Below are 12880 nucleotides of genomic sequence, written 5' to 3' on the forward strand. Positions count from 1 at the left end.
ATACAACTGCTTGATAAAAATAGATTTTTATATAAAATGAAAACGTAGCGATGCTATACTTTTCTATTTCATATCAAGAAAAAAATCATCATTTTCTTTTACAATAAATTCAAATTACAACTGGTATAATTATCAATAATTCAGCGGTATAGGTGTTTTGTTATTATCGTTTCTACACAAATCTAAACATTATTTTGTAAATATGTGCAAGTAGTTTTACTTGTTTTAGAAAAAAAAACATTTTAATTTTAGGTTAGAATGTTTTGAAATAGAGGGGTTTAGGGCTTGTGTGGCGAAGTTTTGTTTTAGTACACGAGTTCTCGATACACTGTTTGTAAAATTGCTATTCACATTTCCTAAAAAACACTCGAACAGACGCAGTGGTGGTTTGGAGCACTATTTTCAGTACAATAATTCAATACCATCTACGTCAGCTATTATAGGGGCTCGCATTATAAAAAGGAGAGTGATTTTTAAAAAAAATAAAGAAAGTTTTATTTTTTTGGGTAATGAATTCCTATAAGCTTCCCTTATAAATAGATAGATTTATCAAAGCGTAACTCGAAAAGCTTATTAATAGAGTAGAGTAATTAAATAAAAGAAAGAACAAATTATCATGAGAGAACAATTTTAAAAGTATTGTTCCTAATCCTACTTTAAAATTAGGAGTAATACAAGTGGGAGATTAGACTGAAAAAGCTATAACTTTATTAGGAAACTATATACTGATAGCAGTATTGATTAATAAACAGTAGCAACCCTTTTTTTACAGAAAGCTTTAAAAATACTTTCATATTAAAATTTTATAAAGGGACTTTTAATGATTTGAAGAGGAAGTATAAGGGTTCGCTAATTTTCAAATCAAATCAAAAAAATAAACATTTAGAACCCTTCAATAAATTAACAAATTAACAAATATTAAAATGAAAAAATTAAAATCAAAGTATTCTCTTGGTGCAATAACAAGTCTGATTTTTGCAATGGTCGCTATGTACAGCTGTACAAGTGATAACACTAATGATAACAGTGAAAAAGAATCTCTAGCGTTTGAAAAACAGTTGATTGTAACTGATGAATCGGGTGATAATTCAATTACATTAAAAGTAAGCAGTGATAATGAAACGTCACTTATTAATTATACCATAGACAATTATGAATTGGTTATTAATCCAGAAATTCCAGAAGAGACAAACAGCGAGGAATTCCAATTGGATTTTGAAGATTCAGAACTTATCGAATATCAGTACGATACCAACCAAATACATCCAGCTGTTAAGATAGCTGTTGTTAGTGTTGATTTTAAAGATCCTGTACATAGTTACTCTTTGGTTTCAAATGTTTCTCCTGAAGTAAACGAAGAAGAGAACCTTAAAGGAATAAATCTTTGTCTTTGGCATCCAAGAGATTACCAATATGTACAAATTGATAATTATGGTGCTACTCGTATTAAAACAACGTTTGGAAGAACTAAAAATACCTGTAATAATATTGAATATCATATTTTTACGTACGGTTCGGTTTCTTCTCCATTCAAATCATATCAACTAAAACACCCAGGTGATGAGGTAACGACCTATGCAGTAGGGCAAGGAATGACTGTTTTATATAAGTATAAGAAAAATGCAGTAGTAACGTATACATGGTATTACTAAATTGATAGTAAGTACAACAAGGCTCCGTACATTAGACTTATGAATTCTTTAGTGTATTGGAGTTTAGTTGTAAAGTTTGAAAAAAGTACACTTTCTCATAGTATTTTTGAAAAAGTGTACTTTTTTATAAATAATCGTAACATTTTTCATGAAATTGCTGTTCACATTTCTTAAAAACACTTGGAGATAAGGAGTGTTGGTTAAGAGAAGAGAAGAACGGGAAAGTGTCGTTTTGTATCTTATTTTGAGAAGCTTTTATCCGATTTATGATTTTCTAATTTCTCCCATTCATAGATTTCATTAGAAGGAATTTCGTTCTTTTTTTTAATGCGACCATCACAATGTTGATAATAAGTATCGTTTTCATTTTCGTTAAGACTTTGTATCTCAATGTCACAAATAGGTACTTTTAATTCATGCAAAATTAAACGTCTATCGTTAAGAGTTTGATATTTACTTTCTCCATATTCTAAATAAACGTCAATTTTTGAATCGGAATTAACAGTGTATTCGTTGGTGAAAGACTTACATTTCATACCATATGCATTAATCGTAATTTTATCATCGATTATTTTTTTAGAACAAACATTTACTACGCATAAGCCATTAAAATCACCATGAATAATTCCTATTCTTTCTCCATTAGACAGAACTTCTATCACGGAGCCAATAAGAATGTCGTTCGATTTTTTTTCGAGAGTTTGAAATTCAATACGAATCATTTTGTTAGCAACTACTGTTTGCGCACTTAATCTAAAAGTAGTTAGTATTAAAATGAATACAGCTATAAATTTGATGTTTCTCATAGTTAGGGAATACTTCCTGTGTGATTTAGTGTTATTTTTTTAATAAATCTAAACTTTTGCTAGTGAATGAGCAACTGTTTTTTTTGTTTTTATAGGGGCGGTTTTCAATCTACGTTATTTCTATTGCTCAGCGTATTGAGAAGTTTTGTTTTTAGTATACGAGTTCACTTCTGTGGTATTCTAATTAAAGTATAGTAGATAAATGAATCTGCGTTAATCTGTAAAATCTGCGTGAGGAATAATTAATAAAAAAGTTAGCCTTAGCCATCAATCATCAACCATTAATAATTTACAATCAACTATCACGCAATTCTTCTCTTTCGTACCAACAACCATACTACAATAGGAGCACCAATAATAGAGGTAATGGCGTTAATAGGCAACGTAATGTCGTTACCAGGAAATTGCGCTACAATATCACAAAACAATAAAATAATAGCACCAAGTAAAGACGTACTCCAAAACAATACAAAATGATTACTCGTTTGGAAAACTAACTTAGCTATGTGAGGCACAGCCAAACCAATAAAAGCAATAGGACCTACAAAAGCAGTGATGCTTCCTGCTAAAATACTGGTAGCAAAAAGAATAATATAGCGTGTTCTTTTAAAGTTAACACCTAAACTATTGGCATATTTTTCACCCAATAATAAGGCATCTAAAGGTTTAATGACTAAAAAACTAAGGGCAATGCCTATAAAAGTAATGATGGAAAGCAAAGTAACATCGCTCCAACTCAAATTGCCCAAACTCCCTAATGTCCAGAACGTATATTTCTGTAATTGTTCGGCAGTGGTAAAATAGGATAAAATAGAAACTACAGCATTGGTAATACTTCCAAACATTAAACCCACAATCAAGATCGACATGGTGTCTTTTAAACGTTGGGAAACAAACAATACGGCAATTAAAACCATCGCACTTCCCAAACCAGAAGCTACCACTAGTCCGTAAGAAGATAAAAATAAAGAGGCTAAGGCTGTTGGCAACACACTAGAACCTAATAGTACAACAGCAACACCCAAGCTTGCTCCCGAACTCAACCCTAATACATAAGGACCAGCCAACGGATTTCGAAATAAGGTTTGCATCAATAAACCACTAATAGACAATGCTATTCCAACTAAAATAGCTGTGATTGCTTTGGGTAACCTAAAATTAAGAATGATATATTCCCATGAACTTTTAGACACTTCATTGCCTATTAAACAATTAACTACTTCTTTGAAAGGAATACTAATAGAGCCCAAGCTTATGTTTACAATAGTCAGAAGGGCTAGTATAAGCAATAGTAGTATAAGTAATATGGAAAACTTCTTCGTCACGCTAGTCTAACTTTTTGGCAAAGGTAAAGGTATAATTGGGTAAAACATCGGGATGAAATATTTTTATAAAATCTTTCAAAACCAAATCGGGTCTACTTGGAGCCAATTCGTAATAAATAGTACCACCCGTTGCTCCTTTTTGACTTTCAAAAGTATAGATTTGTTTGGATTGGTAGGCATCAAATTTCTTATAATGATGATTCTCTTTTGTGAGTTGCGCAAGCGATTCAATAGCTCCATTGGTAATCCAAATATCAGCATGTTGCGCTTTGTCAAAAACACTTTCAAAAGACAACGGCTGACTTCCTGTTCCTGGAATGTCGCTCCACAAATAATTGGTTTTAGCATCGTTTAAAAATTGGGCTATCCAACTGTTGCCACGTGCTACAAACCATTGGTCTTTGTAAAGGGAACCATACATAACCGTTTGTTTTGGAGCTACATCGTGCATTAAAGTTAAAGCGTCTGTATAATCTTTTTCAATTTTAGTATAAATAGTATTTGCTTCTTTTTCTTTACCTAATAACGCTCCATAAAATTTAATCCATTCTGCTTTTCCTAAAGGAGATTGCTCCATCCAATCGGCTTGAAATAGTACTTTCAATCCGTTTGCAACTAATTTGTCGACCATTTTATTCGTGTTGTCAACACCAAAAGTAACAATCGCTTCGGGTTGCATATCAAACAATAATTCGATGTTCAAGTTTTCATTTTGTCCTACATCTCTAATTCGTCCTTTTTCAATTAAAGTCCTAGTTTTTGGAGACGAAATATAATCGGTATGCGGAAAACCCATCAGTTTGGTTTCACTATCGAGCATTTCTAAAAAAGGAATAATGGTAGTTGAGGTAACCACCAAGTTTATTAGCGGTACAGTAATAGCAGTATATTTTTGTAAACTATCGGGTAGTTTTGCATTCGCCTTTTTCAACACATAGGTATATCCAGCCGTTGCTTCTGGCCAAGGTGTTTTTACTTTTACAATGGAGTAATCTTCATATTTAAAAATATCCAAACCAGTAGCATGTTTAATGCTGTTTTCTGCGGTACTAATTTTTGTAGGAGTAACTTCGGTGTTTTTCTTACAGCTAATAAAAAGGAAACTAGCCAAGAATACTATTTTGAAAGTAGATTGCATCTCTTAAAATTCTGTTTTGGCAAATGTAAGAAAAAATATAAGTACGTGTTTTTATAAATATGATTTTGATGCTCAGCGTCGGTTCGAGTGTTTTTTAGAAAATGCGAACAGTAATTTTATAAAAAATGTATTGAGAACTCGTGTACTGAAATCAAAAGCTTCTCGATATGCTTCGCACTTGAAGTGAAGTAGTTTGTGCATAAGAAGTTTTATGAATATAGAATCAGCGCTTATCTGCTAAATCAGCGTGCTTTATTTTTTTAATTTCGCGCAGATTTCACAGATTAAAGCAGATTAGTATCAAATCTTAACTTTGTCAAATAAGAATTAAAATACCACAAACTAAATTTTCCCTAAAAGCTTAAAATACTATCTTTACGCGATGAATTCGGTTAGAGAAAAAACATGTAGCGTGTGCCAAAACACCTTTGGCTGCGGTAATCCATCAGAAACGGTTCGTTGTTGGTGTAATGAACTGCCACCTATTTTTAATTTGGATAACATAACAGACTGTTTGTGCCCCAAATGTTTGAAACAAGCAACGATTAAAAAAATAGACGATTATGTGAGTACTATTTCACCTGAAAATAGTCGTAACAATATAGCTAAGGATTTGCCTAAAACGACACAGCTCGTGGAAGATATCGATTACTATTTAGAAAACGGGAATTATGTGTTTTCTAAATGGTTTCATTTAAAAAGAGGAAGCTGTTGCGGGAATAAGTGTAGACATTGTCCGTATAATTAGTGATTAATTATTGATGGTTAATTATTAATTATAGTATGTGTTGATGATTATTCGTGTTTAATTATAAATAATGATGATAAAGAAAAACCAAAACAGCAACTTGTTTGTAATAGTAATCCTAAACTAATTATAAGTAGCATCTAAACAACAAAATTACAAACCAGAGCAAAGAAGTAAAAAGAATAAAAATTTCACACAATCTAAATCAATTATTAATAATTAACCACTAACAATTAACTTTATGCGTGATAACATTGTAAAGACTAAGAGTTTCGATTTTGCGGTTCGTATTGTTCGGTTATACCAATATTTAACCAATGATAAAAGAGAGTATGTGCTTTCAAAGCAGGTATTAAGAAGTGGAACAAGTATTGGAGCAATGGTTCGTGAAGCGGAACATGCGGAAAGTAAATTAGATTTTATACATAAATTTGCTATAGCACAAAAAGAGACAAATGAAACGATATATTGGTTAGAACTACTAAAAGTAACTGATTATTTAAATGAAAAAGAGTATGAGAATATGGTTAATGACGCAACATCAATATTAAAACTAATAACGAGCATCATCAAAACAACAAAATCACAAATCAATACAAACTAATAAAGACAATAAAAGGTTTCACACAATCCAAATCAATCATTAATAATCAATCATTAACAATTAATTCAATGTTTTATTTAATAACAGGAGGAGAACGTTCAGGGAAAAGCGGTTACGGACAAGATTTAGCGCTTTCTTTATCAAAAAATCCGATGTATGTAGCTACCGCACGCAATTGGGATGGTGATTTTCAAAAAAGAATTGACCGACACCAAAGCGACAGAGACGAAAACTGGGTCAATATCGAAAAAGAAAAACACCTTAGCGAAATTGATTTCTCTGGTAAAGTAGCTATGATAGATTGCGTAACACTTTGGTTAACCAACTTTTTCGTAGATACTAAAAACGATGTAGAATTGTGTTTAGAACAAGCCAAAAAAGAAATCGAATTGGTTCTCCAACAAGAAGATATTACAATCATAATAATCACCAATGAAATCGGAATGGGTGTTCATGCAGCGACACATGTAGGTAGAAAATTCACCGAGTTACAAGGTTGGATGAACCAATATTTAGCTAAAAAAGCAGATAAAGTAGTACTAATGGTTTCGGGAATTCCTGTGCCAGTTAAATAAAAAAAATGAAAGTTTTAAGTTCGTGGAGTGGAGGCAAAGACAGTTGTTTTGCTTTAATGAAAAGTGTAGCAGAAGGATTACAGCCAACAGTATTATTAAACATGATGAATGAAAACGGAAAAGTATCGCGTTCGCACGGTATTCCGTTGTCTATTTTAGAACAACAAGCGGCTCAAATGGGAGTTGCTTTAGTTGCTGTTCCAGCTTCGTGGTCACAATACGAAGAAAATTACATTGCTACTTTACACAAAATTAAAGAGGAGTACAAAATTGAAGGGGTAGTTTTTGGAGATATTGATTTAGAACCACACCGAGAGTGGGAAGAAAAAGTATGCAAAGCAGCTGATTTAAAAGCTTTTTTACCTTTGTGGCAACAAAACAGAATCGATTTAGTTAACCAAATGCAAGACCAAGGTATTGAAACAATGATTGTTTCCTGTAATTTGGAAATGGGAGAAAGTTATTTGGGAAAACTATTAACAAAAGAATTAGCTTTAGAATTAGAAGCAAAAGGAATTGATCCTTGTGGAGAAAATGGAGAATTTCACACCTTAGTTATTAATTGTCCCTTATTTAAAAACCGAATACAATTGCCTAAATTTGAAGTCAAAACCTATGAGAATTACTGTTTTGTAGTTTGGGAGGTTTAGTTTTGAAGTATGTAGATTATATATAATAAGTTTTATGAATATAGAATCAGCGTGCTTTTTTTATTTCACGCAGATTTAACTGATTTTAGCGGATTATTGGAATGTTCTATAAACTTTTATATTTGAAGTTATTTCATTGTAAGCAGTCTTATAAATTATTAAATCAGCGTTTATCTGCTAAATTAGCGTGCTTTTTTATTTTCACGTTGAGCTAGCTTCTCGACTCGAAGTGACATGTTTTGTGTTAATTAGATTTTGTTGTAACAATTATTGCGTCAGTTTGAGTGTTTTTTATGGAATGAAATGGAATAAAAGATGTATCGAGAACATTTAAAACCAACAAATGTTCAGAATAAGATTTTAAAAGTAAAAATGAAAGATTTATACGAAATAATAGCCTCAAGAAGAGATACCCGACATTTTACTACTGATAAAGTGCCAAACGAAGTACTCGAAAAAGCCATAGCAGCTGGACACGATGCTCCTTCTGTGGGCTTAACCGATGCTACTTGTTATTATATTATAGAATCGGATACGATTAAAAAGAAAATAAAGGAATTGTTTTTGGCTTATCATGAAAAAGCAGCGAATGCAACCGATGATGAAGCGCAAAAAGAATCCTATTTGAAATTAAAATTAGAAGCCATTGAAGAAGCACCTATCGGAATGGTGATTGCTTATGATCGATCTGTTTTAGATTCGTTTACCATTGGAACTGTTGGTAGTAACGAAGCTATAAAATTCAGTGCGGTTTGCTCAGCACAAAATATTTGGTTGTCTTTAACCGAACAAGGCTATTCTATGGGCTGGGTTTCTATTTTAAATTATTACGATTTTAAAACCATCCTAAATATTCCAGAACACATTGAACCTTTGGGCTATTTTTGTATTGGAAAACCAGCAACCGATTATGGCAACCAACCCATGTTGCAACAATTGCAATGGAAAGAGAAGATGGCTGAGGCCAATGTGATTAAGGTGGAAGAAATGAGCGAAGTTGATACTAAAAAGACACCTTTAGCAACTAGTAAAAGTACTACTACTGAAGATTTAGCGGAACAATTACGCTATAAAATAGACCAAAAAACCAAACCCGAAGGAGCTTTAGGACTTTTAGAAAAATTGGCCTTACAAATTGGATTGGTTTTTAAAACGGAAACACCACACATTCAAAATCCACATATTGTTGTCTTTGCTGCCGATCACGGTATTGCAAATCATGGTGTGAGTGCCTATCCACAAGAAGTAACCCGTCAAATGATAACTAATTTCTTGGAAGGTGGTGCAGCCATCAATGTTTTCTGCAAACAAAACAACATTGCCTTAGAAATTGTGGATGCTGGAGTGAATTATGATTTTCCAACGAATACAAACCTTATTAACAAAAAAGTAGCCAAAGGCACACAATCCTTTTTACAGACGGCAGCCATGAGTCACACCGAAATGGAGTTGTGTTTTAAAAACGGAGCGGCTATTGTAAATGAAATTTATCAAAAAGGTTCGAATTGTATTGGTTTTGGGGAAATGGGTATTGGGAATACATCAACAGCTTCGGTATTACTATCGGTTTTAACTCCTTTTACTATTGAAGAATGTGTAGGAAAAGGAACAGGTGTTGCTAATGAAAAATTGGAAAACAAAATAAAAATCCTTTCAAAAGCGATTCTAAATTACACAGGTTCAAATGATTTTGAAGAACTTGTTGCTTATTTCGGAGGATTTGAAATTTTGCAAATGGCAGGAGGAATGTTGCAAGCTTATGAAAATAACATGCTCATTTTAGTAGACGGATTTATTTCGAGTGTTGCCTTTTTAATTGCTTACAAAAAGAGTCCAGCAATAAAAGCAAATGCTATATTTTGTCATTGTTCTGAAGAAAAAGCACATAAGGCCTTACTAAATTATTTAGAAGTCGAACCCATTTTGCATTTAAACATGCGATTAGGAGAGGGCAGTGGTTGTGCGGTTGCATTTCCAGTTATACAATCGGCAATAATCTTTTTAAATGAAATGGCTAGTTTTGAAAGCGCAGGTGTAAGTAATAAATAAATTAAAAATGAAAAAAGAAATCGATATATTTTTTACGGCAATGATGTTCTATACTAGAATTCCTTGCCCTAAAAATATCACACATGATCCCGATTATTTAAACAAAGCCACACGTTATTTTCCTTTAATAGGCTGGATTGTTGGATTAATTTCTGGGATAGTTTTTATTGCTTTTTCCCAAATTTTGCCTGTAACAATTGCTGTTTTGTTAAGTATGATTGCTAGTGTTTTAACCACAGGAGCTTTTCACGAAGACGGTTTTGCCGATGTTTGCGATGGTTTTGGTGGTGGTTGGACCAAAGAGAAGATCTTAAAAATAATGAAAGACAGTGCTATTGGTGCTTATGGTGCAATTGGAATCTTACTTTTATTAGTACTGAAATTTACGGTTTTAGTTGAGGTTTTAGCAATGCAATCCAATCCTGTTGCAATCATTTTGATTTTTATAACCGCACATGCTATAAGTCGCTGGGCAGCAGCAACGATTATTTTTACGCACAATTATGTTCGTGAAGACGAATTGAGTAAAAGTAAACCTATTGCTAAAAGTTATTCTTGGAAAGAGGTTTTCGGAACTGCTTTTTTCGGACTATTCCCTTTATTGTATTTCATTTATTATAATTATAAAATTGCTTTAGTGCTTTTGCCTGTTTTTGTATTTCGATGGTATTTAGCACGTTATTTTAAAAAATGGATTGGTGGTTATACAGGAGATTGCTTGGGAGCTACCCAACAAGTGTGTGAAGTAGTATTTTATATTTCAATTTTAGCCTTATGGAAGTTTATTTAATTCGACATACAGAAACCGTTTGTGAAAAAGGCATTTGTTACGGTCAAGCCGATGTGGCACTTTTAACATCTTTTGAGGAACAATTTCAAAGTATAAAAAAAGAGCTAGGAAATGAAAAAATGGTTTTCTATTCTAGTCCTTTACAACGATGTTTGCAATTAGCAGCATATCTTACAAAAGATACAATAGAAGTAGATAAACGCCTAATGGAAATGCATTTTGGGAATTGGGAATTACAACTTTGGGATGACATTCCAAAAGAAGAACTGAATCCATGGATGGAAGATTTTGTTTCGGTTCAAGTTCCTAATGGAGAATCTTTTGAGGTATTGTATGAAAGAGTCCTTTCTTTTATTGATGACTTAAAAAAACAAGAACATGAAAAAGCAGTTATTGTAACACACGCAGGAGTTATAAGAAGCTTTTTATGCTACCAACAAGACTTAGCTTTAAAAGAAGCTTTCCAAAATAAAGTTACCTTTGGACAAATTATTAAAATAACACTTTAAACTATGAATACCAGCTCTACAGAATTTATGTATGCTTTATATACCGTAATTGCTTTCCATGTAATTATAGGTGTTATTATTTTGGTGCGTAAAATGAGAAAAAGGAAAAAGAAATAATTATAAGTAATAAAAAAGTCCCTTTCGGGACTTTCATTGTATTATTTTTTTGATAATTCGTCAACTTTCGTTTTCAACTTTTCAATTTCTTTATTTTGTTCAATTAGGTAAAGTGTAAGCTCTTCTACTTTTTGAAGTAAAATAGCATTCATTTCACCCAATTTTAAACCATTCTCTTTAATTTCTTGTGCAGAAGGTACTTCTGGTAAATGTTTGTTTTCTTTAGTATAAGCTTCTACTTCTTGTAGTGTAGGCATTTTATAATCACTTTTTAAAGTAGAGTAACCATCATAATATTTCTCAAAAACATAATCAGGAGCAATATTTAAATCTATTCTTACTTCTTTTGCATGGATATCTCCGTTTACAGTAAGCTTAGCGTCTGGATTATTTGTTCCAATACCTACTTTTCCCCAGTCATAATAACTCATAGTAACGTTGTTGTTTTTCCAAATTTCTATTGCAGGAGTTGGATTACTAACCAAGTCTTGAGATATCCCAATTGATAAAGATCCTGAGTTCTTTTTTAAACGAATCTCCGCAGAATATGCATTAGTATTAAGATCTGTAGAATTAGAAGGAGTAAAACCAAATCCAATTATGTCATGGCCTCCAGAAGAAAATGTGAAATTATTTCCTATTTGTAATTTTTCAGTTGGCTCAACTGTTCCAATACCAACATTACCAGATTCAGTTTTAATTACCATAGCATCTGTATAGGCGTGTGCGTTATGTCTTGTTCCAAACCTTAGACTAGTAGTTCCATTACCGTTATCAGTTCCATAAATTTTGGCTCCAAAACCGTTACCCCAGGGAGAGTTTAAGAACTCAACGCCATGTGGAAGACTTAATGTCGAGCCTAAAAGAGTAAGTTTAGGTTCGTTATTTGTATATACTTGTGGAGCTAATAAAGCAAATCTTGATGTGTAATTACTAGTTTCTCCGAATCGATTAAAATCAATATATGGTGTTGCTGTTGCTGTATTCGCATTTAATACAAATGCTCCTCCCTGATCAGGAGTTAGTTCTGAATTCCCAAAAAGAAATTTTTGATTTGTTTTTATATCTCCATTTACATGTAATGAGGCATTAGGATTATCTAATCCAATACCTACATTTCCATCTCTATTTATTCTTAATCTAGCTTGACTATTTGTAAAGAAATCTATTCCAAAAAAACCAGACAAATAAGTATTCGTTCCATTGTTATATGCATTTCCATTTGATTTGTTATAAAACCCAAACCCATAACCATTAATGAATTTTGAACTATATAAAAAGCCATCGGTATCCCCAGAGCCCCAGAATTTAACACCAGGTGAAGGAGTTGCAGCAGTGGCATCCATAATTCTTAACCCAGTTTGAGAAGGATATTGTCCGAAAATTAAATTAGACAAAATAAGGGTAATTGTTAAAAAAAAATATTTATTATTCATTGATAAGAAGTTAAATTTAATACTTAGTGCGGCAAAAGTACTATATTTTATTTTTTTGTAATAATAATAATCTTAATAAAATCTAAAAGAATAGATTATTTGACTTATTCACAGTGCTTAATTTAGTTTTTTTATAAAAAGTTATCGTTAAAATATAAAAACACCTACATTTGCACTCGAATTTTGGTTGTTGTTTCGGAGTCAATCCAAACCGCATTAAAAGGGAATTAGGTGCAATACCTAAGCTGTTCCCGCAACTGTAAGCTAAAAAGCTTGTTATTATCTACATACCACTGTTGGATAATTTAGAATTTAGAATTTAGAATTTAGAAAGTATATTACTTCTAGTTTCTTACCTCTAACTTCTAACTTTAAAAATGGGAAGGTGAATAACAAGACGCAAGCCAGGAGACCTGCCACTTTCATTAAGTAACAAACTTTCGGGAAAAAAAGTTTGAGTATGGGTAAATTCTATGCTTTT

General features: G+C 32.3%; 12 protein-coding genes and 1 riboswitch. Of the genes, 8 read left to right on the forward strand and 4 right to left on the reverse strand.

Translation table 11 applies throughout. The features are described 5' to 3' along the window. Positions 1 to 923 precede the first annotated feature (923 nt). On the forward strand, positions 924 to 1652 hold the full coding sequence (locus L2Z92_RS12395; protein WP_236453699.1) for a hypothetical protein: 729 nt from the start codon (positions 924 to 926) through the stop codon (positions 1650 to 1652). 239 nt (positions 1653 to 1891) lie between these two features. Here the strand turns inward: L2Z92_RS12395 and L2Z92_RS12400 are convergent, their stop codons facing one another. From L2Z92_RS12400 to L2Z92_RS12410, 3 genes are all read right to left on the reverse strand, one after another. After that, positions 1892 to 2458: a hypothetical protein gene (locus L2Z92_RS12400; RefSeq protein WP_236453702.1), complete on the reverse strand. Its 567-nt coding sequence runs from the start codon at positions 2456 to 2458 to the stop codon at positions 1892 to 1894. Positions 2459 to 2760: 302 nt separating this feature from the next. Next, positions 2761 to 3729: an iron ABC transporter permease gene (locus L2Z92_RS12405; RefSeq protein WP_236458857.1), complete on the reverse strand. Its 969-nt coding sequence runs from the start codon at positions 3727 to 3729 to the stop codon at positions 2761 to 2763. Positions 3730 to 3784: 55 nt separating this feature from the next. Beyond that, positions 3785 to 4921, reverse strand: a complete 1137-nt coding sequence (locus L2Z92_RS12410) for an ABC transporter substrate-binding protein (RefSeq protein ID WP_236453705.1) — start codon at positions 4919 to 4921, stop codon at positions 3785 to 3787. Positions 4922 to 5303: 382 nt separating this feature from the next. On the opposite strand from L2Z92_RS12410, the gene L2Z92_RS12415 reads away from it, so the two are divergent. The 7 genes from L2Z92_RS12415 to cobC all read left to right on the forward strand — a co-directional run bounded on the left by L2Z92_RS12415 (position 5304) and on the right by cobC (position 10846). After that, a complete protein-coding gene (locus L2Z92_RS12415) occupies positions 5304 to 5669 on the forward strand; it encodes a DUF5522 domain-containing protein (RefSeq protein WP_265210516.1) in 366 nt (121 codons plus the stop codon). Between the two features lie 241 nt (positions 5670 to 5910). Continuing rightward, entirely contained in the window at positions 5911 to 6273 is a 363-nt protein-coding gene (locus L2Z92_RS12420) for a four helix bundle protein (protein WP_236453727.1), read from the forward strand. 68 nt (positions 6274 to 6341) lie between these two features. Continuing rightward, a complete protein-coding gene (locus L2Z92_RS12425; RefSeq protein WP_236453730.1) occupies positions 6342 to 6848 on the forward strand; it encodes a bifunctional adenosylcobinamide kinase/adenosylcobinamide-phosphate guanylyltransferase in 507 nt (168 codons plus the stop codon). A 5-nt stretch (positions 6849 to 6853) separates the two neighbouring features. After that, entirely contained in the window at positions 6854 to 7498 is a 645-nt protein-coding gene (locus L2Z92_RS12430) for a Dph6-related ATP pyrophosphatase (protein WP_236453733.1), read from the forward strand. 372 nt (positions 7499 to 7870) lie between these two features. Continuing rightward, entirely contained in the window at positions 7871 to 9547 is a 1677-nt protein-coding gene (gene cobT, locus L2Z92_RS12435; protein WP_236453736.1) for a nicotinate-nucleotide--dimethylbenzimidazole phosphoribosyltransferase, read from the forward strand. 7 nt (positions 9548 to 9554) lie between these two features. Beyond that, positions 9555 to 10337 carry an adenosylcobinamide-GDP ribazoletransferase gene (locus tag L2Z92_RS12440; protein ID WP_236453739.1) on the forward strand — a complete coding sequence of 261 codons (783 nt, stop codon included), beginning with the start codon at positions 9555 to 9557 and terminating at the stop codon, positions 10335 to 10337. Next, the gene (gene cobC / locus L2Z92_RS12445; protein WP_236453740.1) at positions 10322 to 10846 is read left to right on the forward strand and encodes an alpha-ribazole phosphatase; all 525 of its coding nucleotides are present in this window, start codon (positions 10322 to 10324) and stop codon (positions 10844 to 10846) included. The genes L2Z92_RS12440 and cobC overlap by 16 nt, the downstream gene beginning before the upstream one ends. 158 nt (positions 10847 to 11004) lie before the next feature. Here the strand turns inward: cobC and L2Z92_RS12450 are convergent, their stop codons facing one another. Beyond that, positions 11005 to 12399 carry a hypothetical protein gene (locus L2Z92_RS12450; RefSeq protein WP_236453743.1) on the reverse strand — a complete coding sequence of 465 codons (1395 nt, stop codon included), beginning with the start codon at positions 12397 to 12399 and terminating at the stop codon, positions 11005 to 11007. A 167-nt stretch (positions 12400 to 12566) separates the two neighbouring features. Next, positions 12567 to 12834: riboswitch (cobalamin riboswitch) on the forward strand. The last annotated feature ends 46 nt before the right edge of the window (positions 12835 to 12880 follow it).

The organism is Flavobacterium jumunjinense (assembly GCF_021650975.2).
Taxonomy (GTDB): domain Bacteria; phylum Bacteroidota; class Bacteroidia; order Flavobacteriales; family Flavobacteriaceae; genus Flavobacterium; species Flavobacterium jumunjinense.